The 25,433-nt window shown below is 68.3% G+C and carries 25 protein-coding genes and 2 pseudogenes; 12 read left to right on the plus strand and 15 right to left on the minus strand.

From position 1 onward, the window contains the following. Positions 1 to 188: 188 nt before the first annotated feature. Both AB4Y67_RS09275 and AB4Y67_RS09280 read left to right on the plus strand, forming a co-directional pair. The gene (locus tag AB4Y67_RS09275; protein ID WP_441405482.1) at positions 189 to 881 is read left to right on the plus strand and encodes a DUF937 domain-containing protein; all 693 of its coding nucleotides are present in this window, start codon (positions 189 to 191) and stop codon (positions 879 to 881) included. 354 nt (positions 882 to 1,235) lie between these two features. Continuing rightward, the gene (locus AB4Y67_RS09280; protein WP_441405483.1) at positions 1,236 to 1,670 is read left to right on the plus strand and encodes a hypothetical protein; all 435 of its coding nucleotides are present in this window, start codon (positions 1,236 to 1,238) and stop codon (positions 1,668 to 1,670) included. On the opposite strand, the gene AB4Y67_RS09285 is transcribed toward AB4Y67_RS09280, so the two are convergent. Together AB4Y67_RS09285 and AB4Y67_RS09290 are read right to left on the minus strand one after the other, a co-directional pair. After that, positions 1,667 to 2,122 (minus strand): hypothetical protein, encoded by a 456-nt coding sequence (locus AB4Y67_RS09285; RefSeq protein ID WP_441405484.1) that lies wholly within the window; start codon positions 2,120 to 2,122, stop codon positions 1,667 to 1,669. The two genes, AB4Y67_RS09280 and AB4Y67_RS09285, sit on opposite strands and share 4 nt — an antisense overlap. Before the next feature lie 34 nt (positions 2,123 to 2,156). Further along, positions 2,157 to 3,473 carry a GNAT family N-acetyltransferase gene (locus AB4Y67_RS09290; RefSeq protein ID WP_441405485.1) on the minus strand — a complete coding sequence of 439 codons (1,317 nt, stop codon included), beginning with the start codon at positions 3,471 to 3,473 and terminating at the stop codon, positions 2,157 to 2,159. Between the two features lie 114 nt (positions 3,474 to 3,587). On the opposite strand from AB4Y67_RS09290, the gene AB4Y67_RS09295 reads away from it, so the two are divergent. Together AB4Y67_RS09295 and AB4Y67_RS09300 are read left to right on the plus strand one after the other, a co-directional pair. Then, on the plus strand, positions 3,588 to 4,013 hold the full coding sequence (locus AB4Y67_RS09295; RefSeq protein ID WP_441405486.1) for a GNAT family N-acetyltransferase: 426 nt from the start codon (positions 3,588 to 3,590) through the stop codon (positions 4,011 to 4,013). Between the two features lie 119 nt (positions 4,014 to 4,132). Beyond that, entirely contained in the window at positions 4,133 to 4,417 is a 285-nt protein-coding gene (locus tag AB4Y67_RS09300; protein ID WP_441405487.1) for a hypothetical protein, read from the plus strand. Between the two features lie 184 nt (positions 4,418 to 4,601). Here AB4Y67_RS09300 and AB4Y67_RS09305 read toward each other — a convergent pair whose 3' ends face one another. Next, positions 4,602 to 6,311, minus strand: coding sequence for a DUF222 domain-containing protein (locus AB4Y67_RS09305; RefSeq protein ID WP_441405488.1), 1,710 nt, complete (start codon positions 6,309 to 6,311; stop codon positions 4,602 to 4,604). Positions 6,312 to 6,898: 587 nt separating this feature from the next. Here AB4Y67_RS09305 and AB4Y67_RS09310 point away from each other — a divergent pair. Both AB4Y67_RS09310 and AB4Y67_RS09315 read left to right on the plus strand, forming a co-directional pair. Continuing rightward, the gene (locus AB4Y67_RS09310) at positions 6,899 to 7,489 is read left to right on the plus strand and encodes an NUDIX domain-containing protein (protein WP_441405489.1); all 591 of its coding nucleotides are present in this window, start codon (positions 6,899 to 6,901) and stop codon (positions 7,487 to 7,489) included. 76 nt (positions 7,490 to 7,565) lie between these two features. Beyond that, the gene (locus AB4Y67_RS09315) at positions 7,566 to 8,015 is read left to right on the plus strand and encodes a VOC family protein (protein WP_441405490.1); all 450 of its coding nucleotides are present in this window, start codon (positions 7,566 to 7,568) and stop codon (positions 8,013 to 8,015) included. On the opposite strand, the pseudogene AB4Y67_RS09320 reads toward AB4Y67_RS09315, so the two are convergent. From AB4Y67_RS09320 to truB, 3 genes and pseudogenes are all read right to left on the minus strand, one after another. Beyond that, positions 8,012 to 8,413: pseudogene (locus tag AB4Y67_RS09320) on the minus strand (hypothetical protein); the annotation flags it as partial. The gene AB4Y67_RS09315 and the pseudogene AB4Y67_RS09320 overlap by 4 nt on opposite strands. A gap of 310 nt (positions 8,414 to 8,723) precedes the next feature. After that, positions 8,724 to 9,077: a hypothetical protein gene (locus tag AB4Y67_RS09325; protein WP_441405491.1), complete on the minus strand. Its 354-nt coding sequence runs from the start codon at positions 9,075 to 9,077 to the stop codon at positions 8,724 to 8,726. Next, entirely contained in the window at positions 9,077 to 10,045 is a 969-nt protein-coding gene (gene truB / locus AB4Y67_RS09330) for a tRNA pseudouridine(55) synthase TruB (RefSeq protein WP_441405492.1), read from the minus strand. Before truB ends, AB4Y67_RS09325 begins: the two co-directional genes overlap by 1 nt. A 92-nt stretch (positions 10,046 to 10,137) precedes the next feature. Here truB and AB4Y67_RS09335 point away from each other — a divergent pair, with 92 nt between their 5' ends. Both AB4Y67_RS09335 and AB4Y67_RS09340 read left to right on the plus strand, forming a co-directional pair. Next, positions 10,138 to 11,295 carry a pyridoxal phosphate-dependent aminotransferase gene (locus AB4Y67_RS09335; protein WP_441405493.1) on the plus strand — a complete coding sequence of 386 codons (1,158 nt, stop codon included), beginning with the start codon at positions 10,138 to 10,140 and terminating at the stop codon, positions 11,293 to 11,295. A 136-nt stretch (positions 11,296 to 11,431) separates the two neighbouring features. Then, positions 11,432 to 11,641 (plus strand): hypothetical protein, encoded by a 210-nt coding sequence (locus AB4Y67_RS09340; RefSeq protein WP_441405494.1) that lies wholly within the window; start codon positions 11,432 to 11,434, stop codon positions 11,639 to 11,641. A gap of 27 nt (positions 11,642 to 11,668) precedes the next feature. Here the strand turns inward: AB4Y67_RS09340 and AB4Y67_RS09345 are convergent, their stop codons facing one another. From AB4Y67_RS09345 to AB4Y67_RS09355, 3 genes are all read right to left on the minus strand, one after another. Further along, entirely contained in the window at positions 11,669 to 12,028 is a 360-nt protein-coding gene (locus tag AB4Y67_RS09345; protein ID WP_441405495.1) for a CU044_2847 family protein, read from the minus strand. 46 nt (positions 12,029 to 12,074) lie between these two features. Beyond that, positions 12,075 to 12,512, minus strand: coding sequence for a thioredoxin (gene trxA, locus AB4Y67_RS09350; RefSeq protein WP_441405496.1), 438 nt, complete (start codon positions 12,510 to 12,512; stop codon positions 12,075 to 12,077). Between the two features lie 102 nt (positions 12,513 to 12,614). Next, complete coding sequence (locus AB4Y67_RS09355; RefSeq protein ID WP_441405497.1) at positions 12,615 to 13,100, minus strand: nucleoside deaminase; 486 nt, start codon at positions 13,098 to 13,100, stop codon at positions 12,615 to 12,617. 206 nt (positions 13,101 to 13,306) lie between these two features. On the opposite strand from AB4Y67_RS09355, the gene AB4Y67_RS09360 reads away from it, so the two are divergent. Beyond that, on the plus strand, positions 13,307 to 14,428 hold the full coding sequence (locus AB4Y67_RS09360; protein ID WP_441405498.1) for a ScyD/ScyE family protein: 1,122 nt from the start codon (positions 13,307 to 13,309) through the stop codon (positions 14,426 to 14,428). 97 nt (positions 14,429 to 14,525) lie between these two features. Here the strand turns inward: AB4Y67_RS09360 and rbfA are convergent, their stop codons facing one another. From rbfA to rimP, 5 genes and pseudogenes are all read right to left on the minus strand, one after another. Further along, positions 14,526 to 15,035 carry a 30S ribosome-binding factor RbfA gene (gene rbfA, locus AB4Y67_RS09365; protein WP_056432514.1) on the minus strand — a complete coding sequence of 170 codons (510 nt, stop codon included), beginning with the start codon at positions 15,033 to 15,035 and terminating at the stop codon, positions 14,526 to 14,528. A gap of 193 nt (positions 15,036 to 15,228) precedes the next feature. Further along, positions 15,229 to 18,081 (minus strand): annotated as a pseudogene (gene infB, locus AB4Y67_RS09370) (translation initiation factor IF-2); the annotation flags it as partial. 152 nt (positions 18,082 to 18,233) lie between these two features. Then, complete coding sequence (locus tag AB4Y67_RS09375) at positions 18,234 to 18,566, minus strand: YlxR family protein (RefSeq protein WP_224049098.1); 333 nt, start codon at positions 18,564 to 18,566, stop codon at positions 18,234 to 18,236. 273 nt (positions 18,567 to 18,839) lie between these two features. Continuing rightward, positions 18,840 to 19,820 carry a transcription termination factor NusA gene (nusA, locus tag AB4Y67_RS09380; RefSeq protein ID WP_441405499.1) on the minus strand — a complete coding sequence of 327 codons (981 nt, stop codon included), beginning with the start codon at positions 19,818 to 19,820 and terminating at the stop codon, positions 18,840 to 18,842. Continuing rightward, positions 19,820 to 20,437, minus strand: a complete 618-nt coding sequence (gene rimP, locus AB4Y67_RS09385) for a ribosome maturation factor RimP (protein WP_441405500.1) — start codon at positions 20,435 to 20,437, stop codon at positions 19,820 to 19,822. Before rimP ends, nusA begins: the two co-directional genes overlap by 1 nt. A gap of 87 nt (positions 20,438 to 20,524) precedes the next feature. Here rimP and AB4Y67_RS09390 point away from each other — a divergent pair, with 87 nt between their 5' ends. The 3 genes from AB4Y67_RS09390 (at position 20,525) to AB4Y67_RS09400 (ending at position 23,892) form a co-directional block, all read left to right on the plus strand. Beyond that, complete coding sequence (locus AB4Y67_RS09390) at positions 20,525 to 21,664, plus strand: ferritin-like domain-containing protein (RefSeq protein ID WP_441405501.1); 1,140 nt, start codon at positions 20,525 to 20,527, stop codon at positions 21,662 to 21,664. Positions 21,665 to 21,946: 282 nt separating this feature from the next. Then, on the plus strand, positions 21,947 to 22,678 hold the full coding sequence (locus tag AB4Y67_RS09395) for a VIT1/CCC1 transporter family protein (protein ID WP_441405502.1): 732 nt from the start codon (positions 21,947 to 21,949) through the stop codon (positions 22,676 to 22,678). Positions 22,679 to 22,827: 149 nt separating this feature from the next. Continuing rightward, positions 22,828 to 23,892 carry an aminoglycoside phosphotransferase family protein gene (locus AB4Y67_RS09400; RefSeq protein ID WP_441405503.1) on the plus strand — a complete coding sequence of 355 codons (1,065 nt, stop codon included), beginning with the start codon at positions 22,828 to 22,830 and terminating at the stop codon, positions 23,890 to 23,892. Here AB4Y67_RS09400 and AB4Y67_RS09405 read toward each other — a convergent pair. Continuing rightward, positions 23,889 to 25,316: a pyridoxal phosphate-dependent decarboxylase family protein gene (locus AB4Y67_RS09405; protein WP_441405504.1), complete on the minus strand. Its 1,428-nt coding sequence runs from the start codon at positions 25,314 to 25,316 to the stop codon at positions 23,889 to 23,891. The genes AB4Y67_RS09400 and AB4Y67_RS09405 overlap by 4 nt on opposite strands. Positions 25,317 to 25,433 lie beyond the last annotated feature (117 nt).

A 25,433-nucleotide genomic window follows, 5' to 3' on the forward strand; every position in this document is an offset into this window, starting at 1 on the left:
AGTCGGCCCCGGAACTCTCCTAGATTACCCGCAATCGCGGCCTGCCCCCGACGGGCGCTGCCCGGCCCCGGCAGCGTCCTTTCGCGTCGGGGACAGCCGGACTACGATGCAAGGGCAACCGTCCGACGGCGTCTGTGCAGGCGCCGCTTCCAGCGAGGCCGCACTGAGCTGCGGCTGAAGGAGTACCCATGAGCGAGCTCCAAGACATCCTGCGGCAGATTCCGATGGACCAGATTGCCGGACTGCTCGGCACCGACCGGCAGACCGCCCAGACCGCTGTGGAGGCAGCCGTGCCCACGCTGCTGGCCGGTATGCAGAACAACGCGCAGGCCTCCGACGGCGCCGCCTCGCTGGAGTCAGCGCTCAGCCAGCACCAGGACGGGCTGTTGGAGGGCGGGGTGGATGTCTCTCAAGTGGATACAGCGGACGGCGAGAAGATCGTGAGCCACGTCTTCGGCGGGCAGCAGGACCAGGTGGCAAGCCAACTGGCCGGGACGTCCCAGTTGGGCGGCGTGGGCGGCGGCGTGGGTGGCGACCTGATCAAGAAGCTGCTGCCGATCCTGGCCCCGATCGTGATGTCCTACCTCGCCAACAAGGTCCTCGGCGGCCGTGGGCAGTCGTCCGGGGCTGGGGCTGGGGGCGCCGGTGAGGCCGGGGCGGGTGGCATTGACCTCGGCGGAATTCTGGGCGGGATCCTGGGCGGCGGCGCTGCTGCCGGCGGCGCCGGCGGGATGGGCGGGCTCGGAGACCTGCTGGGCGGGCTGTTCGGCGGGGGCCAGCCGTCCTCGCAGGCGGCCGTTCCGGACGCCGGACAGGATTCGCCGCTGGAGCCTCCGGCCTACCCGCAGGGCCAGCCGACTGGCGACGCGCCGCCCCGGTGAGGTGATCGACGTCGACCTCCCCGAGAGCCAGCCGGCGGAGCGTAAGAATGAGGACGAGGGCCCTGACGGATTCGGCGGGATCCTGGGCGGTCTGTTCGGCAAGAAGTAGGGCGGGCACTGGGCGTCAGTCGCCGAGCAGTCACGGCGGCGTCGGTCGCGGTCGCCGGGCGGTCGCCTGGCGGTCACGGCGGCGCCGGTCGCGGGCAGCCGCCGGCCGATCGCGGGCGGTCGCCGGGCTGATACCTGGCCCGGGCCACGGTTCCTGTGCACGCTCCGTGAGGTGACAGGGCTGGTAGGGTCGTCCCCATCCGCGCCGGGGATCTCCGGCGGCGAACGATGTTGGGGGACATCATTTTGGGATACAAAGCTGGAGCACGGCGCCTTGGCGCCGTTGGTGTGATTCTTGCGGCCGGGGTGTCGCTGAGCGCCTGCGGCGGCTCGGCTAAAGCAGCCGGAACTCTGCCGGAGTCCACACCCACGTCCACGACGGCGTCGTCGGAATCGGCCGTGGGCGGCTATGAAGGCTGGTGGAACGCAACGCCGGCCAGCGGCAACACTGCGGGCCTCCCCCAGGAAACAGTGTCCATCAACACCCGGACCAACAAGGTAGTGGATGCCTTCAGCCGGAAGATCAACGACACCGGGCGGGCGACCCTGATTCCGGATGTTCCTTACACCGTCGTTCCCGACCCGTCCTGGCCTGCAGACTCCGTGATCATCATCGATACGGCCACAAACAAGGTGATCGAGGACTTCCGCGTCGATCTCAACGGTAACCCTCTGCTCTAGCTGTACCCGGCCGCTTCGGGCGCACCGCCGGGGCTGACGCGTGCGGCGCCGGGGACCTTCCTCGCAGTGGCGCCGCTGCCCGCCCGGTAGTTGCGCCAGTGCAGCAGCACGGCTGCCAGAATCAGTGGAACGTGGATGCCCGGGAGGTTCTTGGCAAGCCACCGCGGCAGGTAGATATCGGTGACAGAGCCCGTCTCGTCGCCCAGGTCCTTGGCCACGGCGGTCAGCGGGCAGTGAAAACCGTTGGCGGCAAAGACGAGGGTCTCGGCGGTCACGACGCCGGCTGCCAGACCCACTCTCCGGTCGGTGCGGCCGCGGGCACCGGCATACAGGACGTAGACCATGCAGGCCTCAATGGTGAACCACGCAAAGGTGTGGAATGCTTTCACGGCCCTTAGCAGGGAAGCTCGTTCATCCTCCGGCAGGCCGCGTGGAGCCTTGAGTCCAGCCATGAATCCAGCGTAGCCACCCTCCGCCGTCGTGCGGTCAGAGGCTTTCGGCCCGCCCGGCACCCGCAGACTCGGCGGGCCACTGCTCCGGCAACTGCGCGAGCCACGCGTCAAGCTGCCGGGGATGGCGGAAGAGGATCGCCGGCGGCATATCGGCGTTGACCTCGAGGCCCCGCATGACCTGCCGCTTCCTAGCGAACGACCGGAAATGCCAGCGGATAATCGAGTCTTCGGCGAAGAGCCGGGCCACGGTTTCGGAATTGCCGTTGCAGACGGGTTCGCGGGTCCAAGCCCGCCGGAGCGAGCGGCGGACCAGCCTGGTCAGCGAGAGCCAACGCGGATAATCCAGGCCGACGACGAGCTCCGCCCGCGGCAGCACAACGTCCCGCCAGACCCCGTAGGCGCTGTCCAGCACCCAGCGGTCCTTGGACGCAATCGCGGCGGCGATGTCCCTCTGCTCCTCGACAGTGCGCTGCTGCCACCCGGGCAGCCAGCCGATGTCATCGTCCGCCGAGAATTCAGGCAGTCCCGTGGCCTGCGCGTAGGCGCGGGCGGCGGACGACTTGCCGCTGCCCGTCACGCCGTAGAAGAGGACCCGGGAAGGTGCGGCCTGGGTTGGTTTGGAGGCAGTGGGAGCGCCAACGGCCGCGGGAGCACCAACTTCCTCAGGGGCGTCAACGGCCGCGAGAGCGTCAGCTTCCCCGGGAGCGTCAAACGCCGCGGGAGCGTCAGCAGCCACCGGGGCATCAAACGCCGCGGGAACGTTAGCTTCCCCGGGAACGTCAGCTTCCCCGGGAGCGTCAGCAGCCACCGGGGCGTCAAACGCCGCGGGAGCGTCAGCTTCCCCGGGAGCGGCAGCTTCCCTGGGGGTTGCCAGTGGTTTGAGATACATTTCAGCCGTTTCCGTGGCGACATTTCGGTAGCCTGCCGAATCCAGATATTCATACGAATGAGTCGAGACGTCGCCGGTGGCCCGGTAGCCAAGGTCCTCGTAGAGATTCCGGGCTGCTGTATTGCCGGGCTCGACACCGAGGATGACGCCGCTGCGTCCTGCCAGCCTCGCCTGTTCCTCGAGCCAGAGGCAAAGCGCCCGGCCGATCCCCGCTCTCCTGCTCCCGGAATACACGAAGAGATTCTTGAGCTCAGGGACTGGTCCGGCACAAAAATCCAGCACCGCCCCGCCGTGCGGGGTCTCTCCGGTCCACGCCGTGGCATAGATCAGATCCCCGGCAGTCTGACGGTCCAGGAAGCCTGCGGCGATCCTCGCGTTCGGAGGTTCGTGCAGGTCCAGCGCCGCAAGATCGGCCGCCGTGCACCGGCGGATACTCACGGCGGCGTTCACGGATGTGTTCATGGTTCGTCCCCCTGGATTTGGCGCCACGCAGGCCCGGCCCCGTCTAGCGCATCGGCGATACGCTAGCACCTTCCGCCCGGGTTGTCGGGAATGCCTGTGTGCGACACTGATCCGATGCCAGAGTTCACGGTCCTTGCCGGTCCACCTGATTCCGATTCCGAGGTGCTGTCGCTGTACGAGTCCGTGGGCTGGACCGCCTACACCCGGGAACCCGATGTGCTCGTCAGCGCAATCCGGGGATCTTCCTTCGTTGTCACGGTCCGGGCTCCCGACGGCGGGCTGGTTGGGCTGGCCCGTGCGGTCTCGGACGACGCGACGATCTGTTACGTGCAGGACATCCTGGTGGATCCGGCATTCCAGAAATCCGGTGCCGGCCGCGCGCTGCTGGAAGCTGTGCGGGCGCGTTACGGGCACGTCCGGCAAATGGTGCTGCTCACGGACAACGAGCCCGGACAGCGCGCCTTCTATGAGGCCCTCGGCTTCATCGAGGGCTCCGATTTCCGCCCCGAACCGATAAGAGTCTTTGCGCAGTTCCGCTAGTCCAGGTTGAGCCCGCCGCCCGCGTTCGTCCTCCCCGTGCACGAATCAGCTCTCCCGTAGACCGCGGTTGCCACGACGGATATGTTCTGGGCATGCGAAGACCTTGGCAAGCGGCGAGCGTGGGACTTCTGACGTGCGGCCTGGTGGGTGGTTGCGCTCTGCTGCCCACAACGTCCGAGACTTGCGTCGATTGGATCCACTTCGGGACGCCTCAGGCGCAGGTCGATCAGGCTGCCCTCGTCCTGATCGGCAAGCCCGTTCGGGTGGACGGCGAGACACTCATCTACGGCTACAAGGCGAACGACCATGTCCTGGAGGTCGAGACCGTCCTCAAAGGTGATCCCGGTCCAGCACCGGTCCGCATCGCATCCACGCCGGTGACGTGCTCCGCAGGAGTTTCCTAACCGGACGGCGATCGGCTTCGGCGGAGCCAGCGGATGCTGATTTACGCCGGCAAGCACGAGAACGGCTGGCTGACCCAAAGTCCGGCGCAGGGTGCGGTTCCATTCGGCGTCGGCGAGCCGCTCCCCTTCAGAGCCTCCACCCCAACTGGCTGACACCGCCCGACTGTTTCTCGCACCGACGGCCTCACTCAAGCCGGAAGAACCGGTTCCGCCGCGGCACCTGGCTCGGATCAACGTGCGGTGGCGGGACAACCCATGGAACGCCGCTTCGCAGCTGAATGGTCCACTGCTCTTTGTGTATCAAGTGGTGGTGATGCGAGCAGAGCAGCGCTCCGTTGCCGGTCCCGGTGCTCCCGCCGCGGGACCAATAGTCGATGTGGTGGGCCTCGCACCAGGGCGCCGGGATGGTGCACTGGGGAAAGACGCAGCCCCGGTCACGCGCCGTGATGGCCTTACGGATGTGCGGCGGGAAGACCCGCGACGTGCGGCCGATGTCGAGGATCCGGCCTTGTCCGCCCAGCACAATAGGGATGAGGTCGGCGTCGCAGGCGATCTTGCGCACTGTCGAGGCGGTGACAGGGCCGGTGAACATCAGCGTTCCTACGTTGGAGCCCGGACCGCGGGCTTCCGCCTCGGTTCCTCCGACCCGTTCCAGCAGGTCGCGGTAGTCAATGGTGACCATTACCTGCGGACGCAAGCCTCCCGCGGCCGGCAGGTCTCCGGCTGCGAGGGCTGCCTTGCAGGCTCCGACAAGGCCGTCAAGGAGCCGCTGGGGCCGGGTGCGCTGATCCAGACGTTCGGCTGGGGCGGCCTCAGCAGCGCTGTCGACGGCGGCATCAGCTTCGGCATCGTACCGGGCATCGGTCCCGGTTGCGGCGGCGGCGTCCGCGTATCCGGCATCGGTCCCGGTTGCGGCGGCGGCGTCCGTATCGGCGGCGGCATCGGACCCGGTTGAGGCAGCGGCCGCCGCGTCCGAGCCCGCGTCGGAACGGGATAGGGCGCCGGTCCGCGGGTTGGTGGCTACGTTCATGACCGTGACCAACTGTTCGAGCTGGTCTGTTGTGGCGAAGATTTCCACGTGGTGCAGTCCACGACGTGCCCGTCGGATGAAGGCGCCCTGGCGCTGGCGCAACTCCTGCTCGCTGGGTTCCGCGCCGTCCTGGTCTAAGGCGTCCGTCCAGCGCTGGGACATCCTGGTCAGGAAGTCCTGGTCGTTCTCTACCGCTGTCCGGGTTATGGCATGCTCCATGCTGGCTATTGCTTCGGGTGGGCACACATGCCGGACCCGTTCCAGGGACAGGCAGATGATCGACGCTGCACGTGAGGCGATGTCCCCGGCGGCAACACCCGCGGCGAGTTCTTCCCTCGCGGCAGGCAGGGGCTGGCCTGACATGCCGGTGCGCGGCAGAACATCCGCGGCAAGGGCGAGGCGGCGCCTGGCTTCCACGGAGCTGATCCGCAGCCGCGCCCGCAGGAATTCTGCGGTGTTCCGGTATCCGTCGTCCACCCATCCCGGCGAAGGATCCATGACTTCCTGCTCGTTCCAGGTCGAGTCCGGCGCGACTCCCGCAGGCTTGCCCGGTGCGGTGTTCCAGCCCGTCAACCAGCCGGCGGGCGCGTCCGTACCAAACGTCGCAGCGGCGGTCCTCGCTCCGGCAGCTGCCTGGCTCCGGGTCCGGTCGACCGCCCCAGCGGCCACAAGCTGCAGGAAGTCGGCCACGCGCGACAGCTCCTCCACGCGGCCGGCAAAGTCCGCGGCTTCGGTCACCCCGAACAGCGCTGCATCCGGCAGGGCCGTCGCGGTGCAAGAGCGCAGCAGGGCAAGGGCAGTCTCCAGAGCGCGGTCCACGGCAACCGCCTCGCGTGGAAGGATCACATCTTCACTGGCTGTCACGGCCGAGTCCTTCCTTGAGGCTGCAACGTTCCGGGAGGCCGGAACTGGCAGTTATTCCAATAGATATTCGCGTGATCAGAAGCTGCCATCACCGGGCTCCGGTGCGTGATCCGCTGCCCTGGCTCGTGGGGCTACTCCCAATGATTCCCGGTTCCAGCGCTGGTGACTGCAGTTAATTCCCCTATGTGGATAACTCAATGGATGGACCTGGATTTTCCGCTGCGAACCCCGACCGGAGCGGCGGCGCAGATGTCGATAGGCCTGGATTCGGCAAGCAATGCGGGCTGAGCGACCAGCGCCGACCCCGGAACGCCGGACTGCCATCCATCCCTCTCAACCGGGAGGGCACCGGAGGTCCCGGGACAATCCAACGCCTCTCGGAATTGCCTCCACTTCTATTCGAAGGAGGCCTTCGACACATGGGTGGATGATTTGTGGGAAGAACCATCGCACGCCGAAATCAGGAATCCGCCCGCTGCTGGCGGACGGCCGCCGCCGCGCCCACCCCGCGCGCGACCCGTTTGATGGCCAGTCCCGCGGGGTCACACTTCTCCAAGGACGAGCAGTGCCCGTGGCACACTGAGGGCATGGACAGCTCTGTTGCCCCGACCTCCAGCGCGGCCCTACCCGACGACGCGCTCCCCCAAACCTCTCGACCCGGCGCAGCTCATTCCACGGAGCTTCCTGTGGAGCTGCGCCGTCCCCTCGGTCCCCGTGACCCCGGTGATGCCTGGGTCGAGGGCGACCGCGGACGGTTCTGGGGGCGCTTCGGCTCGGCGGGGCTGCTGGTTCACGACCCCAGGAAGGGCATTTTGCTGCAGCACCGTGCCCTGTGGAGCGATCAGGGCGGCACCTGGGGACTCCCCGGCGGCGCCCTGCACCAAGGCGAAGAAGCGGTCCACGGCGCCTTGCGCGAGGCGAAGGAAGAAGCTGCCGTCCCGCCGGAAAACGTCCGGGTCTTGTTCACGTCGGTGTTCGACGTCGGCTACTGGACCTACACGACTGTCGCCGTCGAAGTTGTGGAAGCGTTCGACCCGGAAATCAGCGACCCGGAAAGCCTGGAGTTGCAGTGGGTTCCGGTGGAGCACGTCGCCGGCAAGGAGCTGCACCCCGGTTTCGGCGCGGCCTGGCCGGGCCTTCGCCGCAGACTCACCGGGTCTGACGCCGGGACGGACTGAGCCCAAACATCCGCCCGGGCGGCAGCGAGGGAAAGCGGGCATTCCGCACAGGAATCATCCGTCCTAAGGTTCCGGTATGACCACCGAAAATCACGCCCCGCCTCCCGTCCGGCAACTGCGCCTCGTCGTCGAAACAGAGGACTTCGACGCCGCCCAGACCTTCTACCGGGATGTCCTCGGACTCGTGGAACGTGAGGTGGTCCCCAGCGAGGGGGACGCACGCACCACGATCCTGGACGCGGGCCGGGCCACTCTGGAGCTCTCCAACCCCGCGCAGGTCAAATACATCGACCAGGTGGAAGCTGACGGTCAGCCGAGCGCCCGGATCCGGGTTGCCTTCGAAGTTGACGACGCGGCATCAGCGGCACGGGACCTCGTGGAAGCAGGCGGCACACTGATCGCGAAGCCGCGGGAAACACCGTGGCGCTCGCTGAACGCACGGCTGAAAGGCCCTGCCGGGCTCCAAATCACGCTGTTCCAGGAACTGGACCAGCTCGCGGACGAGCGTGCGGACGAGGACGCTTAGGCCTGCTTCGGGGCGGGACGACGGCGGTACAGCCAGATCAGGCCCAGGATCGGCAGCAGCAGCGGGATGAACGCATAACCGCGGCCGAACAAGGACCAGACGGTCTCATGCGGGAAGTTCACGGAGTCGAACACGCTGAGCGCCCCGACCACCAGCACGCCCACGAGTTCCACGAGCACAGCCGCGACGGACACCTTGAACCATGTGCGGCCGGACTTCGCGAGGGACACTGTCGCCACGAGATAGACGACGGCGGCGAACGCCGACAGCAGGTAGGCCAGGGGGGCTTCGGAGAACTTGGTGAGGATCTGGTATCCCGCCCGCGCTGTCGCCGAGATCGCGAACACGGCGTAGACGGCGATCAGGAGCCGGCCGGGGCCGGTGTTGCGCGTGTCCCGCGCCGCCGAAGCGCTTGCCGGAGTCGCGGCCGGGCCAGAACCGACAGTTCCGGAACCGGCCGTGCCGGAACTGGCGGCGTTGGCGCCGACCGCTCCGGAACCGGCGGTGTCGGAACCGGCAGTGTCGGAACCGGCGGCGTTGGCGCCGACAGTTCCGGACCCGGCAGCGTCGGAACCGACAGTTCCGGACCCGGAGACGTTGGCGGCGCCAGGGACGCCGGCAGAGCCGTTGTCCGGCGCAACCGCTCCCGGCGTCGTTCCGATGTCCTCGTTCGAAGGTTTCGCCGTCACGTTCTTTGCCTCTTCCACGTCAGTACCAAATCTGATTCATCCGGGCCGCCATCACCAGGGCGGTGACGCCGACGGCGGCCAGCACGAAGTTGCTCCACCGGGTGCGTTCCAGGATGGCCCAGTACACCGCCCCGACCGGCAGCAGCAGCGCGGTCAACAGGTAGCCCCAGAACTCCCACGGCTCCCCCGCGATCTGCTCCCCGGCCGCGACCCGCACGATTGAACCGACGAGGTACACCAGCAGTGACAGTTCGACGGCGGCCACCGAGAGGATGGTTGTGTCGTTCGGCGCCTTCTTAAGGATGCCCGCGGCCAGGCAGATGACGGTGGAGACCAGCCCGACCACCAAAATGATGTAAAAATACGCGTCCACTACTGCCCGGCCTGCTGTTCCGCTGTCGGGGGTTTCGGAGCGCGCTTCTCGTTGTCCGGCGCGAAGACCAGCACCGGTTTGGCGTAGCTGCCCTTGTCAGCGAGCAGCGCCACAAGAGTCCCGTCCGGGGCGAAGCCGGCGGCCGGATTCTCCGGCGTGGCTGCACCGGGAGTCCCCGCGGCCGCGCCGGCGGCGATCCTGCGGCCGAAGGAAATCTCCGTGGTCTCTTCGTCGCTGAGTTCTCGGTTGGGCATCAGCGCCCGGGCGGCCTGGGACATTTCCAGCACGTCCAGCTCTTCGGCGAGCTGTTCGAGGGTGTGGGCCTGGTCAATCGTGTAAGGGCCCACCTGGGTCCGGCGCAGCGCCGTCAGGTGGCCGCCGACGCCGAGCGCCTCGCCAAGGTCGCGGGCTAGCGCCCGGATATACGTGCCCGAAGAGCACTCCACGGTGACATCCACATCGAGGACATCCACGTCCAGTGCCTCACCGCCGCGCTCCGGACGGAGCCCGTGCACCTCGAAGCGGTGGATGGTGACCGGCCGGGCGGCCAGCTTGACCTCTTCGCCGGACCGGACCCGCGCATAGGCGCGCTCGCCGTTGACCTTGATGGCGCTGACGCTGCTGGGAACCTGTTCGATCTCCCCGGTCAGGGCCGCGACGCCGGCGCGCACCGCTTCCTCGGTGACCGAGGCGGCGCTGCGGGTGGCCGTGACCTCGCCCTCGGCGTCGTCGGTGACAGTTGATTCGCCCAGGCGGATGGTGGCCGTATAGGTCTTTGAGGTGCCCACGATGTAGGTGAGCAGCCGGGTGGCCTTGTTGATGCCCACCACAAGGACGCCCGTGGCCATGGGGTCCAGCGTTCCGGCGTGGCCCACCTTTCGGGTACCGGCGAGCCGCCGCATCCGTCCAACCACATCGTGGCTGGTCCAGCCTTGCGGCTTGTCCACTATTACCAGTCCAGAAAGCACGCTCCCCAGTATATCTGCGCCGGAGCCGCCCCCTGCGCGGGGGCCGCGCACGTCCCCCGCCGCCGCTGGCCACGGCGGCTAGGATGGCAGACATGCCCGAGCTTGCCGCCCACGTCCGCGACGTCCCCATCAACCAGATCCGCGAGATCACCGAAGCCGCCTGGGGAACTCCCGGCGCCATCGTCCTGAGCATCGGGGAACCGGGGTTCGCCGTCCCCCGCCACATCCTCGAGGCCGGGATGGCCTGCCTGGACCGCGACGAAACGAACTACACCCCCAACGCGGGCATCCCGGCCCTGCGCGAGGCGTTCGCCGCGAGGTTCCGCGAGCACAATGCGACGCCGGTCGGGGCGGACCGCGTGTACGTCGTCGACGGCGCCCAGCAGGGCCTGCACTTCGCGATGAGCCTGCTGCTCTCCCCCGGCGACGAAATCCTGATCCCCAATCCGGGCTATCCCACGTTCGCCATGACCAGCAGCCTGCTCCACGCCGTCCCGGTGCAGTATCCGCTCTACCCCGGGCACGACTTCCAGCCCCGGATCGCGGACATCGAGGAGCTCATCACCCCGCGGACCAAGGTGCTGATCCTCAACTCGCCGTCCAACCCGCTGGGCGCCGTCCTGGGCGAGGAGCTCACTCGCAGCCTCGTTGAACTGGCCGTCCGCCACGATCTGTGGATCATCTCCGACGAATGCTACGAGGCGTTCACCTACGACGTTCCGCATGTGAGCCCGGCCCGCTTCGACAGCGACGTCCCCGGCGAAGCCCGCGTGTTCACCTCGCTCACGCTCTCCAAGACCTACGGCCTCACCGGCCTGCGCATCGGTGCCCTGATCTGCCCGCCGGGCCTGGAGCAGAAGATGAACAACGTGATGGAGGCGATTGTCTCCTGTGTCGCCTCGCCTTCGCAGTACGCGGCGCTGGCCGCGCTCACGGGCCCGCAGGACTATGTCAGCCACGCCCACGCGCACTATCGGGCCAACCGGGACGCCGCCTCTGCGGTGTTGGAGTCCAAGGGGATCCCGTTCCTCACGGCGCAGGGCGCCTTTTACCTCTGGGCCGATGTGTCCCACGTCAGCGGCGGGGACGTCCGCTCGTGGGTCCGCCGCTTCCTGGCCGACTCCGGGGTGGCTTTCGCCCCCGGCACCGCGTTCGGCTCGATCGGCGAGGGCTGGATCCGGATTGCGCTGTGCAGCAGCCAGGCTGAGCTGGTGGAAGGCCTCGGCCGGCTCCCGGCCCGGCTGGCCTGAGGCCGGGGACCGGCGGGCCCCAGTCCCCTACCGCCGGGGGCCCGCAGCGCCTACCCTGAGCGCAACGCGTGCGCTTCGCGTGCCGTCCCGGGACATGCCGGGACTGGAGTTTCCGGGTTCGGTCAGAGAGGTTCATATGTGGTGGCAGGACTTGTTATGGGGCATCTGGAACGGGCTCACTGCGTGGATCGTGCTGATCGTCCACGTCTTCGGGCAGTGGAGCGAGTTCCCGTTCTACAACTCGGCCCGCGCGGGCAACTGGTACGACTTCGGCTTCCTGTTGGGCGTGGGCTCGCCGTTCCTGGGCGGCCTGGGAGCCCGGGGAGCGCGGAGCAAGCGCCGCTGAAGGCACCGCCTCCAGGCCCGCAGCGCGTCACAGCATGATCTCGTCCTCCGGCGCCACGTGCGCCAGATGCGCCGCGGCGGGCGCGTGTGAGAAGGACATCGTGACGACGAAGTGGGCCTCGGAGCAGTTCTGCGCGATGATTGCCCCGGCCTGACCGGCCAGCTTCACGCCGAACTGAACCTCCAGGCGCTCCGCACCGACTTCCTTCAGGACCTCCGCCGCCGCGGTGGCCGCCGGCCGGACGGCGGAAAGGGCATCTTCAAGCCGCCGCCCGGCGTCCGTGATCCCCTGTTCGTTCCGTGCAGGCCGTTCGACGCCGAAGCTGTTGTCCGCGGCTTCGACCAGCACGGTCCCGGAACCCACTTCATAGCGCAGTATTTCCGTCATAGCTCCTCCTTCTCGCCATCTCACCGTCTCCGTACCGTTGGGTCAGTCACGGGCGGCCCGGCGCCAGCGCGCCGTCGAGCCATTGGCGCAGGGCCGCCGCCGGCGGAGCGCCCGTCTGGCGGGCCACAACTTTGCCGTCCCTGATCAGCATCATGGTCGGTATGGCCTGGATGTCGAAGCGCTGTGAGAGCGCCGGTGATTTGTCGACGTCGACCTTGACGAGTTTGACCCGGCCGGCGCGTTCCTGGGCCAGCTTGTCGAGCACGGGGCTGACCATGCGGCAAGGTCCGCACCAGGCGGCCCAGAAGTCGATCAGGGCGGGAGTCGAGGACTGCTCGGCGACGACCGCGAAGTCGGCATCGCCGGCGTCGACGATCCAGGGCAGGTCCTGGCGGCAGTTGCCGCAGCGCGGGTGGCCGGCCGCCGCCGCGGGAATCCGGTTGGTCTTCCCGCAATGGGGGCACTTGATCAGGCTGGAGGCCACGGCCCGCCGCTTTCCCGAGTCCCCGCAGTCATGGTTCCATGGGACGCCCCTGCGCAGGGCGGGCATAGGGTCCAAAGTCCCCGGCTGCCCGCTGGCGCCGCCTCAGTACTCGATGCGGTCCGGGTTGTTGCGCCAGGCCTGGAAGGGAGCGTCCGACGCCGGGACAGCCGTTTGGAGCACCGGCATCAGGTCCGGCCTGGTCCCGTCGAAATACTCATAGAACAGCGCGTCGTCGAAGCCGGCGGCGGCGGCCGCGTGGCGGTCGGCGGCGAAGTAGACCGTGCCCACACGGGCCCAGAGGGCCGCGGCGAGGCACAGCGGGCACGGTTCACAGCTGGCATACAGCACGGCGCCGCTGAGGTCGAAGTTGGCGGACGCCGCCGCTGCCGTGCGGATGGCCACCACTTCGGCGTGCGCCGTGGGATCGTTGTCCCGCGTGACCCGGTTGACGCCCTCATGGATGCGCCCGTCGGCAGTGACCACCAGCGCCCCGAACGGTCCGCCGCCCGCAGCCACACTCCCTGCGGCGAGCCGGATCGCCTGATCCAGGAAGCGATTGATGTCCGGAGCTGAGGGAGGCGTGGCCATGGTCCGATCATAGCCAGCAACACCGTCGGTTGGGGGCGACCCTGGCTCGCCGAGGGGCCATCGACTTTGCGCCGCCGAGGGCCTAATATCCGCTTTAGGGGGCCGCCGTGAATTCTCCGGCCGCCAAAGTACCGGTCTCAGTGGTCTCAACGATGTGGATACTTCATCACTCGCCACGGGAGCCAACCATGAGAAAGAGTTTGTCATTGCTAGCCACGGCCGCCACGGCAGCCGTGTTCCTCTCGACAGGGACGGCCGCCGGCGCAGCCCCTGGAGGGAATGCCGGCGGAAATACCGCCGGGAACAGCGGCGGTAAGGAACCCGTTGTGCTCACCGGCGGGCTGGTGGGTCCGCTCCACCTCAGTGCCGGGCGCCACGGCTCCGTGACGGTGAGCGAGTCCTTCGCCGGCCGGCTGACCAGGGTCGACTCCGCGGGGAGCCAGCAAGTTCTCTACGAAAACCCTGACTGGAGCGTGGCGGGCAACGCCCAGCGGGACGGTTCGGTGTATTTCCTGGAGAGCCAGGGCGCCGGTCCCGACCCTGCCGAGCTGGCCGGCCACATCCGAATCATCGACGAAGAAGGCCACCAGCGGACCCTCGGCGATTTTGCCGCTTTGGAGACGGAGCACAACGCCGACCAGACAAACCGGTACGGCTTCCGGAGTCTGCCGGACGGCTGCGCGGCGCAACTACCCGCAGACATGCCCGAGACCTACAAGGGTGAAATTGATTCGCACCCGTACGGCATCGCCCTCACCGAGGAAACCATCTACGTCGCGGACGCCGGCGCCAACAGTGTGGTCTCCGTCGACGCCGGGAACGGCAAGACCAAGACCGTCGCGGTACTCCCGCCGCGGCCCTACAAGATCACCGCGGATGCTGCCGCTTCCAATGGCCTGCCGGACTGTGTCGTGGGATCGACGTACGACTTCGAGCCCGTCCCGACCGATGTCGCCGTCGGGCATGACGGCTGGCTGTACGTCACCACGCTCCCGGGAGGACCGGAGGATCCGGCGCTCGGCGCCCGCGGCGCGATCTTCAAGGTGAGCCCGGACGGGGACGAGGTTGAGCTCGTGGCCGAGGACATCATGTCGCCCACGGGACTCGCCCTGGCCGACAACGGCGACATGTACGTTGCCTCGCTCTTCGGCGACGGCGTCCTGAGGATCGACCCGGACTCGGGCGACCAGACAGTGGTACTCGCTGCCGGTTCCACCGCCGACGTGGACCTCCGCGGAAACACCGTCTACGCCACCGCCAACGCACTGCCCGGACCCGATGGCCCGCCCGACGGCCAGGTCGTGTATGTGGAGCTGCACAGCCACTGATCGACCCTGAAGCCAGACAGAAATGGCCGGTCCCCCAAAAGGGGGCCGGCCATTTCCTAGTGCAAAACGCTTTGTTCAGGACTGCAACGACGCTGGACTACTTGTTGCTGTCCTCGTCGACGTCGTCTTCGTCGATGAGGTCCAGGTCCTCTTCGTCGAAGTCGTCCTCGTCGAGCTCCACGTCCTGCGGAGTGTCGCTCTTGTAGGGGTCGGCGTCGCCGGCGTGCTTGGCGCTGGCGGCGAGTGCGGCCACCTCGGCGTCGCGCTTCTTCGCGGCGCGGAGCAGCTCCTCGAGGTTCGAGGCGTTGACCGGAATCTGGTCCGCCACGAACTCCAGCGTCGGGGTCAGCCGCACGGTGATGTTCCGCCCGACTTCCTGGCGCAGCACACCCTTGGCCTTCTCAAGCCCCTTGGCAGCCTCGGCCTGGACCAGCTGGTCACCGAACACCGTGTAGTAGACCGTGGCATGCTGAAGATCGTTGGTCACACGCGCATCGGTAACAGTAACGCCCTCAAGCCGCGGATCCTTAACCCTCCGGCCCAACGCCTCAGCAACAACAACCTTAATCCGCTGCGCCAACTTGGCAGCCCGTGCGGGATCAGCCATTTTCACTCCTAAAAATTTGGATGTACGACGGCGCGTTAGCGGCTTACGTACACCTGTTGGGTTTTCATGCCACGCGCCTAAAGCGAGTCTACGACGGACCCCCGTTGGATTCTTCCGGCGGCCCTTTGGAGCCGTGGAGGGGGCCCGGGAGTGGCATCGGGCCTGCCGGAGCTGGGTGGCCGACGTCGTAAGACGTCTCGATGATGTCGCCCTCGGTGATGTCGTTGAACGATCCAAGACCGATACCACACTCGAAGTCCGTGCGGACCTCGGTGGCGTCGTCCTTGAAGCGCTTGAGCGTCTCAACGGAGAGGTTGTCCCCGATGATCTTGCCGTCGCGGCTGATGCGGGCCTTGGCGTTGCGTCGGATAACACCCGAGCGCACGATCGAGCCTGCAATGTTGCCGAACTTGGAGGAACGGAACACTTCGCGGACCTCGGCGGTGCCAAGCTGGTGCTCCTCGTACTCCGGCTTGAGCATGCCCTTGAGGGCTGCCTCAATGTCATCGATTGCTGCGTAGATGACGGAGTAGAAGCGCATGTCCACGCCTTCGCGGTCTGCCAGTTCGGCAACCCGCTCGGCGGGCTTGACGTTGAAGCCGATGATGACGGCGCTGTCGACCGTTGCCAGGTTGACGTCGTTCTGCGTGATCGCACCGACACCGCGGTGGATAACGCGGAGCTGGACACCCTCGCCGACGTCGATCTTGAGCAGCGCGTCTTCGAGGGCTTCCACGGCACCGGACACGTCACCCTTGAGGATGAGGTTGAGGGTGTCGATCTTGCCATCGGCGACGGCCTGGTCGAAGTCTTCCAGGCTGATGCGCTTGCGGCGCTTGGCCAGTGCGGCGTTGCGGTCCGCAGCTTCACGCTTCTCGGCGATCTGGCGGGCGGTGCGCTCGTCAGCGGTCACGAAGAAGGTGTCGCCGGCGCGCGGGACGTTGGACAGACCCAGGACCTGCACGGGGCGGGACGGGCCGGCCTCGGTCAGGGCGCTGCCGTCGTCGTCGAACATCGCACGGACGCGGCCGTGGGCCGTGCCTGCCACGATGGTGTCGCCGACGTGCAGGGTGCCGGACTGAACCAGGACGGTGGCCACGGAACCGCGGCCCTTGTCCAGGTTGGCTTCAATCGCGATACCGCGGGCGTCCTTGTTCGGGTTGGCGCGCATGTCCAGGGCGGCGTCTGCGGTGAGCAGGACAGCCTCGAGCAGCTCGTCGATGTGCAGGTTCTGGCGGGCAGAGACCTCCACGAACATGGTGTCGCCACCGTATTCTTCCGGAACCAGTCCGTACTCGGTCAGCTGGCCGCGGACCTTCTCCGGGTTGGCGCCTTCCTTGTCGATCTTGTTCACGGCCACGACGATCGGCACGTTGGCCGCCTGGGCGTGGTTGAGGGCTTCAACGGTCTGCGGCATAACGCCGTCGTCCGCTGCGACCACCAGGATGGCGATGTCGGTGACCTTCGCACCACGGGCACGCATGGCGGTGAACGCCTCGTGGCCCGGAGTATCGATGAAGGTGATCTTGCGATCGGTGCCTTCGTGCTGGTGCGTGACCTGGTAAGCACCGATGTGCTGCGTGATGCCGCCGTGCTCGCCCGCCATAACGTCGGACTTGCGGATGGCATCGAGCAGGCGGGTCTTACCGTGGTCAACGTGACCCATGACGGTGACAACCGGAGGACGCGCCTCGAGGTCCTCGTCGCCTTCGGCTTCCAGCTCGGCTTCGAAGTCGATGTCGAAGCCGGAGAGCAGCTCGCGCTCCTCGTCCTCCGGGGACACGACCTGGAGCTTGTAGCCAAGCTCCTCGCCGAGCAGGGCGAAGGTCTCTTCGTCCAGCGACTGCGTGGCCGTAGCCATTTCGCCGAGGTGGAAGAGCACGGTCACCAGTGCGGCGGGGTTCGCCTCGATCTTGTCGGCAAAGTCCGTGATGGACGAGCCACGGCGGAGCCGGACTACGGTGTTGCCGTCGCCGCGGGGCACACTTACGCCACCCAGTGACGGGGCACTCATCTGCTCGAGTTCCTGGCGCTTGGCACGCTTCGACTTGCGCTGCTTGCCACGGCCTGCGCCGCCCTTACCGAAAGCACCCTGGGTGCCACCGCGACCGCGGCCACCCTTGCCGAAGCCACCGCCGGCCGGAGCGCCGCCACCGGCACCGGGAGCACCGGTACCTGGAGCGCCGCCCGGACGGCCCGGGCCGCGGGCTCCGCCGCCGGGACGGCCTGCACCAGCGGGTGCGGGACGTTCGGTGCGGTTAGGCATCATGCCGGGAGTCGGACGGTTTCCGCCGGCTCCTGCCGGACGGCCGGCACCAGCTGCGCCAGCCGGACGCGGAGCACCCGGACGTGCACCCGGAGCGCCGCCCGTGCGGGGAGCACCCGGACGGGGACCGCCGGCGCCTGCTGCGGGACGCGGGCCGCCGGGGCGTTCGCCCTCGGTACGGCTTCCGCCCGGACGCGGCATGCCCTGGGAAGGAGCGAACGGGTTGTTACCCGGACGCGACGGACGTTCGTTGTCGCCGCCGCGGCCGCGGGGCATGCCCTGGGACGTGGCGAACGGGTTGTTGCCGGGACGGGGACCGCCCGGGCGGGGTGCCGAGCCCTGGCGTGCCGGAGCAGCCGGGGTTTCAGCCTTGGGTGCCGGACGCGCGCCGGGCTTGATGCCCGTCGACGGCGCCGCCGGAGCCTGGGCAGCGGGTGCTGCCGCTGCGGCGGGGGCTGCCGGGGCAGCAGCGGGTACCGGAGCAGCTGCTGCCGGCGCCGGAGCTTCAGTCTTGGTTTCCGCAGCCTTCGGGGCGGCCGGCGCGGGCGCCGGACGGTTAGCCGAGGGGCTGGCGGGTGCCTTGGGGGCGGACGCGGGCGCTTCAGACTTCGAAGCTGCTGCTGCGTCGGGGAACGCGTTGCGGAGTTTACGCACAACGGGGGCCTCAATGGTGGAAGAGGCAGAGCGAACGAATTCGCCCAGTTCCTGCAGTTTGGTTACTGCATCTTTGGAAGTAATACCGAGCTCTTTAGCAAGCTCATGTACGCGGACCTTGGCCACATTTCTCCTGTCTCGGTCCGCACCGAGCCAGGCACGAACCGTCTACTTCTTACTGCGGACCTCCGCCGCGAGTGCAGCTGAAAGGTCCATTGCAGAGCGCAACAAAGTTGTCATCGTTGCGCACTCATCGCTGGGAACTCATCGGGTTTCCATCAGTTTTCTGACCCGCTTTCAGGTTGGACGGTTGTTGCTGCGGCCACCGGGGTGTCCACGGCTTGCGTGCCTGCCATGATCCGGCGCTCGACGTCGGCCGTTCCGGCAGCGCCGTTGAGGGCGCGACCGAACGCTCGACGTTTGACCGCCAGTGCCAGGCACTTTTCGCTGGGGTGCAGCCATGCACCCCTGCCAGCCATCCGGCGTCGTTCATCCACTACGACGGCGGATGAACCGCTGCCGTCGGCGACGAGCCGGAGTAGCTCCGACCGCGACCCTTTTTTCCGGCATCCGATGCAGGTACGCTGCGGCTGATTCTCGAGGTGTTGCACGTGTGCCACTTACGAGTATCTTCCTGCCAGTACATATCTGCCGCCCCGGGCTTCCGGCGCTTGCCTGGCGAGGATGTTGCGGACAACAGCTTCGCCGGACTCACCCGGACGCGTCGAGGACACGCGGATACCGGCCGTTAGGCGCGGTCATGTCTATTCTAGCCCCTCAAGCGCCCGGCCCCCGAACTTGCGGGAACCCGGACGCCGGCGGCGGGGGCCTGAGCCGGGACCCCGGTGTGGGGCCCGCGGCGGTCAGGCCTGCTTCGTTGGAGCCTATTTGTCGCGGGTGACCGCGGCGTCGGAGACGATGTCGATCCGCCAGCCGGTGAGCTTGGCGGCGAGGCGGGCATTCTGGCCCTCCTTGCCGATGGCGAGGGAGAGCTGGTAGTCCGGGACCACCACGCGGGCCGAGCGGGTTGCCTCGTCCGTGATGGTGACCGAATTCACCCGCGACGGGGAGAGCGCGCTGGCGATGAACGTCGCCGGATCGTCGCTGTAGTCGACAATGTCGATCTTCTCGTCGTTGAGTTCGTTCATGACTGCCCGGACGCGCGAGCCCATTTCGCCGATGCAGGCGCCCTTGGCGTTGATGCCGGGGTTGTTGGCCTTAACGGCCATCTTGGTGCGGTGACCGGCCTCGCGGGCCAGGGCAACGATTTCCACGGAGCGGTCCGCAATTTCCGGAACTTCCATTTCGAAGAGCTTCCGGACGAGACCCGGGTGGGACCGGGACAGCGTGATGGACGGACCCTTGGTACCGCGGTGCACGTCGATCACGAAGGCGCGGAGACGGTTGCCGTGGGTGTACTTCTCCCCCGGCACCTGCTCGGGCGGCGGCAGCAGTGCCTCCACCGTGCCCAGGTTGACCTGGATCATGTGCGGGTTGTTGCCCTGCTGGATGGTGCCGGCCACCAGCTCGCCCTCGCGGCCCTTGAACTGGCCCAAGACGTTGTCGTCCTCAGCGTCCCGGAGGCGCTGCAGGATGATCTGCCGTGCGGTGCTTGCCGCGATGCGTCCGAAGCCCGCGGGCGTGTCCTCGAATTCGCCGACCGGGGCGCCGTCGTCGTCGATCTCGGTGGCCCAGATGGTGACGTGGCCGCTCTTGCGGTCCAGCTCGGCCCGGGCCTTCTCGAAGGCGCCCGGCGTCTTGTGGTAGGCCACCAGCAGGGCCTGCTCGATGGTCGGAATCAGGAGATCCAGCGGGATTTCACGCTCACGCTCCAGGAGTCTCAGTGCGCTCATGTCAATATCCATTAGGCCTCCTCAGAAGGTCCATTGTTTGCGTTCTCCAGGCCGGCCTCTTCGAGGTGGCTGAACTCTATCTCGACTTTTCCACTGCGGATCCTGTCGAAAGGAAGCTTGACGGGCTCGCCCTGCTTGGGCTTCATACCCTTCTTCACGGTGATCTCCGGGACCAGCGTCACGCCGCCGTCGTCGACGGACTGGACCCGGCCGGTGACGTTCTCGCCCTGCAGGACGTTGACCTTGACCATGCGGCCCCGGGCGCGGTACCAGTGCCGCTCTTCGGTGAGCGGACGGCCGACGCCGGGCGAGGAAACTTCGAGCTCGTAGGGGCGGGAGTCGGTGCTGGGATCGTTGTCCAGGGTGTCGGAGAGGGTCTTGGAGATCTCCGCGATGACGTCGAGGCCGACTCCCCCGGTCTCCTCCTGCGGCAGGTCCACCACTACGTGGACCACCCGGTTGGCTCCGGCGACGTGAATGGAAACGTCCTCCAGGTACAGCCGGTTTGCCAGTACCTCGGGCTCCAGGAGGGCATGCAGCCGCTCGGCCTCGAAGTTGTGAGCGGGTGCGGCTTCAGCCTTCCCCGTCCCGGTCCGGTCTGTTGAAGTCGTGGCTTCTGCGTTGGTCATGATGCCGGCCGCCTCCCGCTAGATGATGTTGTGTGTACTAGCCTAGCGATTTTCCGGGCGACGTGGTGCACGGAGTTAGTGGCCGGCATGACAACATGGTCTGTTGTGAAAGACGACACCAGGCAAAAGCGGCGGCGGGGCCTCATTCCCCGCATCGCACTTCTGGCCTGCCTCGCCCTGGTGGTCGTCAGCCTGGGCATGGCGTTCAGTCCCGGCATCCCCAAAGAGCCCGCCGAACCGCCGTTTTCCGAGCAGGCGAGGTCCGCCGCGCTGACGGAAACCATGCGGCTGCGGGCCGCCGGCGAGGAACTTGGGCGGTCCATCGCAAGCGGCGGGCAACCGGCTGTGGCGCGGACTGTGAGTTTGCTGACAAGCCAGGCCAGGGCCCTCCTGCTGCCGGGCCAGGACAGCCCGGAATCCCCTCCGGCGGAGGGTGCGCCCTCAAGTGCTACCCCGTCCGCGTCGCCGTCATCCCCTCCCCTGCCCGCTACCGCCGCCGCCCTCGCGACCGAGCTGGCGGCCAGCGCCTCGCAACGGCTCGCCGACGCTGCCATGGCCGACGGCGGCATGGCCCGGTTGCTGGCCGCCGTCGGGACCGCGCAGCTGCTTCAGGCGTCCTCCCTCGCCGCGGCGGCCGGCGCACCGGCCCCTGCCGTGCCCGACCCGGCCGCACCGTCACTGTTCGGGGCGTGCCCGAGTGCCCCTGCGTCGCCGTCGTCCGCGCCGGCGTCCTCCGGGGCTGCTGCTTCGGCGGGCCGGGACACTGGCACCGCTACCCTGCCCGGAGCGCTGGCAGCCATCGTGCGGACCGAGCTGGAAACGGTGTACGGCTACCAGGTGGCGCTGACCCGGCTCTCCGGCGACGCGGCCGCCTCGGCGTCGCAGCAGCTCGCCCGGCATGAAGCCCTCGCTTCCGGCGCCGAAGCCCTCAGCAGGATGCACTGCGCCGCGGCTCCGGCCCGGGAAGCCGGGTACACCATGGCCCCGGCGTTCCTAGCCTCGCCCGCCACCGGCCTCGGCGGCCTGGAAACCTCTGCGCTGACGGCCTACGGCGACCTGGTGGCCCTGAGCGAGGGCCAGACCCGCCAGTGGGCGATCTCCGGACTCGTGGGGGCCGCCCGGCGGTCCGCCCTCTGGGGCGCTGACACCGGCGCCGTCCCCGGCCTGGCCGCAGACCCGGAGACGTTCCCGCCGCTGCCGGCTCCGTCGGTGATGCCCGGTCCCTAACCGGCTGGTCTCTCGCCCCCGGATTTCCTCCTTCCGGGTCCATGCCTGTCCGCACTCGCCCGCGGGGTTGGCACTCGCCCGCGGCCGTGCGGGGCAACTTTGGCGTCCGTGGGCCAGGATTCCGGCCCTGAGCGCGGCGTGTCCGTGTCAATGTGCCCCCGCTGCGCTGGCACGCCACGGGTTGATGGGCAAGGAAATCCCCCCGGGCCGGGGTAGCTGCGGCTTACCTTGCTTAGGCTTGTCATGCTGGCCAGCCGCGACCACCGGTGCTTTGCTGTAGTCATGGACAGCCAAGCCGCCCCCACGCAGCACGAGAACGAGCCCCACCACAACGACATTGCGCACCGCCTTAACTGGCTTCGCGCCGGTGTGCTGGGCGCCAACGACGGCATCGTCTCCGTCGCCGCGATTGTGGTCGGCGTTGCCGGCGTCACCACGGATTCCGGCCCCATCCTCGTCGCCGGTGCCGCCGGCGTCGTAGGCGGGGCAATCTCGATGGCCCTGGGCGAATACGTCTCCGTGAGCAGCCAGAAGGACAGCCAGAAGGCGCTGATCGAGAAGGAACGCCGGGAGCTGGCCGAGCAGCCCGAGGAGGAACTCGAGGAGCTCGCCGCGATCTACCAGGGCAAGGGCCTCAGCGCTGATACGGCGCGCACCGTAGCCAAGGAGCTCACGGCCCACGATGCCCTCGCCGCCCACCTCTCCGCGGAACTGCACATTGACGAGACGGACATTGTCAGCCCGTGGCACGCAGCGTTCGCCTCCGCCGCGGCGTTCCTCATCGGCGCGGTCCTCCCCATGCTTGCCATCCTGCTGCCGCCCGAGAACATCCGTGTTCCGCTGACCTTCGTGGCCGTGCTGGTCGCCCTCGCCCTGACCGGCGCCATCGGCGCGTGGATCGGCGGCGGCTCGAAGACGAAGGCGGCCGTGCGCGTGGTCATCGGCGGCGCGGCGGCGCTCATCGCGACCTTCCTCATCGGCAGCTGGCTCGGCGCCAGCGGCATCATCGTCTGACAACCATGTTTCGGCCGGTCTGGCTTGGCGGGCCGGTTGGTCCCGCCGGCTCGACTAACCCCTGCCGCGCCCAACTGCCACCGTCCCGCAGGCCGGATCAGGCGGCGTCAGCGGCTACCAAGCGCCCGGCAGCAACTACGCTGGATCCGATGAGCCAGACCGCAGACGTCCCGATCCCACCCGACCTCAGCCGCCGCTACTGCGGCAGCGCCACCGGCCGCGACTGGCTGGCGTCACTCCCCCGGCTGATCGAGCAGTCCCTCGACCGGTGGCAGCTCGAGCTTGACCTCGCTCCCGGTGAGCTGCCCTGGAACGGACACGGCGCCATCGTTGTCCCGGTGCGCCATCCGGCCGGCGCCGTTGCCGGCTCCCGCACCGGTGAACCCGCGGTCTTGAAGATCGCCTATCCGCACGACGAAGCCCTCGTGGAGCCGTATGCCCTGTCCCTCTGGAACGGGCACGGGGCTGTCCGGCTGCTGGCCCATGATGCCGGGGCCGGCGCGCTGCTGCTGGAGCGTCTGGACGCCGACCGCTCGCTACAGGACGCGCCGATGGACGTGGCAGTCCCGGTGTGGGCCGCACTGGTCCGCCGGCTGAGCCTGGTCCCGGACGGACAGCCGGACTGGGCGGAGTTCGGACACGTTGCGGCCCGGGCCGAACAATGGAGCGATGAGCTGCCGGAGACCTGGGAACGGCTGGGCCGGCCCTTCCCGCGCTGGCTGCTGGAAGCCGCGCTGGAGGTCTGCCAGACCCGAGGCGCCGTCGGCCGCCGCTCCGGCAAGGACGTGCTGGTCCATACCGACCTGCACTATCTGAACATCCTTGCCCGGCTCCCCCGCGACGAACCGGACCCCGGCGGTGAACCGGCCGGCGGCTGGGCCGCGATCGATCCGCAGCCCATGATCGGCGAGGCGGAGTTCGCGGTGGCGCCGTTGCTGTGGAACCGGATCCAGGAGCTTCCGCGGGCCGATCCCGCACGGGGCCTGCGGGAGCGCTGCCACGACTTCAGCAGTGCCGCCGGCCTCGACGCCGACGTCGCCCGGCAGTGGAGCCTGGCCCGCGAGGTGGAAAACGCCCTCTGGTACGCCGCCAAACCACGCCACAAGGGCGACCTCGCCCGTTCGCTCTGGGTGGCCAGCACGYTGGCCGGCCGGACCCTGCCGGGGCTTCCCGCACCGCACGAACTGCCGGCACCTGGGGACGCCGCCGGCTAAAGATGCTGCCTGCGGACCGCAGCCAGTRCATCCCGGACAGCGTCGACGGCGACTGCAACGTCGGCGTCGTCGGTGCTCCAGTTACTGACGGAGATCCGCAGGATATCCCTGTCCTGCCAGCGGGAACCGGACATCCAGACCCGCCCGTCGCCGATGATCCGCGCCGTCACCGCGCGGGTGGTGGCGTCGTCGCCGAAGGCCAGCGACACCTGGGTGTAGTCGACGTCGTTAAGCACCTCGACGCCGTCCAGCGCGGACAGCCAATCCGCGAGCTGCCGGGCGCGCAGCACGAGCCCGCGGACCTGGCCCGTGACGCCGTCCCGGCCCAGCGATTTCAGCGCGGCCCAGACCGGCACCCCGCGGGCCCGGCGGGACAGCTCGGGAACGGTCTCGAAGGGGTCCGCCGCGCCGTCCGCGTCCTGGATCAGGTAGCTGGTGTGGACGCCCATGGCTGCGCGCAGGGCCCGAGCGTCACGGACCACTGCGATCCCGCAGTCGTACGGGACGTTGAGGGTCTTATGCGCGTCAGTGCCCCACGAATCGGCCCCCTGCAGCCCGGCGGTCAGGGCGGCGAGCTCCGGGACGGCCGCGGCCCAGAGCCCGAACGCGCCATCCACGTGGACCCAGGCACCCCGCGCCTTTGCGACGGCGATTGCCTCCACGAACGGATCGAAGGCTCCGGAATGCAGGTTTCCAGCCTGCAGGCAGACCAGCAATGGCGCCGGGCGCGATCCCGCGGCCGACGCCTGTTCAACAGCGCGGCCCAGGGCACGGTCAAGTTCCCACGGGTCGATGCGGCCCTGCCGGTCCGCAGGGACAACGTCAGGCCGCCCCAGCCCGAGATACCGCAGTCCGAGATCGATGGTGTCGTGCCGTTCCTGGCCCACGAAGCAGCGGATCCGGGGCGCGCCGGCGAGGCCGTCGCCGTCGAGGTCCCAGCCGGAGTCGGCCATCAGCCGCCAACGCGCCGCTGCCAGGCCGGTGAAGTTCGCCATGGTGGCACCAGTGGCGAACCCGACGTCGGACTCCTCGGGGAGGCCCAGCAGCTCGAGGAGCCATTTGCCGGCGGCTTCTTCGATGGCCGCCGTCGCGGGCGTGGCGAACCGCAATCCGGCGTTCTGGTCCCAGGCGCTGACCAGCCAGTCCGCGGCCAGCGCGGCCGGAAGGGTCCCGCCGATGACCCAGCCGAAGAACCGTCCGGAGGGCATGGCCATCAACCCGGGTTCAGCCTTCGTCGCCAGGTAGTCCACCACTTCTGCGGCCGGCATTCCGTCCTGGGGCAGCGGACCGCCGAAGACTGCCGCCAGGTCCGCCGCGGTCACGCTGGGGCCGACGTGCCGGGTTTCCTGGCTCTCCAGCCACTGCCGTGCATGCCGGGCCGCAGCCTCCAGGGCACCTTCGTAGCGTTCTTCAGATGCTGACATAGCTGCATGCTACGCCCGCGGCGATGCGACGGGCAGGGCTGTTCGAACCTTCGTCGAACCGGTTCGGATGAAGCTGGGGGGTGGCGTCCAAAGTGCCGTCCGGCGCCGTGGATTTGA

Source organism: Arthrobacter sp. YAF17, assembly GCF_052113365.1.
Classification (GTDB): Bacteria; Actinomycetota; Actinomycetes; order Actinomycetales; family Micrococcaceae; genus Arthrobacter.

Excerpts from the sequence above, each read along its gene's own strand:
- AB4Y67_RS09355 (WP_441405497.1), bottom strand. The coding sequence starts at position 13,100 with ATGGCCACGCCTCCCTCAGCTCCGGACATCAATCGCTTCCTGGATCAG.
- AB4Y67_RS09340 (WP_441405494.1), top strand. The coding sequence starts at position 11,432 with ATGTGGTGGCAGGACTTGTTATGGGGCATCTGGAACGGGCTCACTGCG.
- AB4Y67_RS09275 (WP_441405482.1), top strand. The coding sequence starts at position 189 with ATGAGCGAGCTCCAAGACATCCTGCGGCAGATTCCGATGGACCAGATT.
- AB4Y67_RS09290 (WP_441405485.1), bottom strand. The coding sequence starts at position 3,473 with ATGAACACATCCGTGAACGCCGCCGTGAGTATCCGCCGGTGCACGGCG.
- AB4Y67_RS09335 (WP_441405493.1), top strand. The coding sequence starts at position 10,138 with ATGCCCGAGCTTGCCGCCCACGTCCGCGACGTCCCCATCAACCAGATC.
- AB4Y67_RS09295 (WP_441405486.1), top strand. The coding sequence starts at position 3,588 with ATGCCAGAGTTCACGGTCCTTGCCGGTCCACCTGATTCCGATTCCGAG.
- AB4Y67_RS09390 (WP_441405501.1), top strand. The coding sequence starts at position 20,525 with ATGACAACATGGTCTGTTGTGAAAGACGACACCAGGCAAAAGCGGCGG.
- AB4Y67_RS09395 (WP_441405502.1), top strand. The coding sequence starts at position 21,947 with ATGGACAGCCAAGCCGCCCCCACGCAGCACGAGAACGAGCCCCACCAC.
- AB4Y67_RS09285 (WP_441405484.1), bottom strand. The coding sequence starts at position 2,122 with ATGGCTGGACTCAAGGCTCCACGCGGCCTGCCGGAGGATGAACGAGCT.
- AB4Y67_RS09315 (WP_441405490.1), top strand. The coding sequence starts at position 7,566 with ATGACCACCGAAAATCACGCCCCGCCTCCCGTCCGGCAACTGCGCCTC.
- nusA (WP_441405499.1), bottom strand. The coding sequence starts at position 19,820 with ATGGATATTGACATGAGCGCACTGAGACTCCTGGAGCGTGAGCGTGAA.
- rbfA (WP_056432514.1), bottom strand. The coding sequence starts at position 15,035 with ATGGCTGATCCCGCACGGGCTGCCAAGTTGGCGCAGCGGATTAAGGTT.
- rimP (WP_441405500.1), bottom strand. The coding sequence starts at position 20,437 with ATGACCAACGCAGAAGCCACGACTTCAACAGACCGGACCGGGACGGGG.
- AB4Y67_RS09345 (WP_441405495.1), bottom strand. The coding sequence starts at position 12,028 with ATGACGGAAATACTGCGCTATGAAGTGGGTTCCGGGACCGTGCTGGTC.
- AB4Y67_RS09310 (WP_441405489.1), top strand. The coding sequence starts at position 6,899 with ATGGACAGCTCTGTTGCCCCGACCTCCAGCGCGGCCCTACCCGACGAC.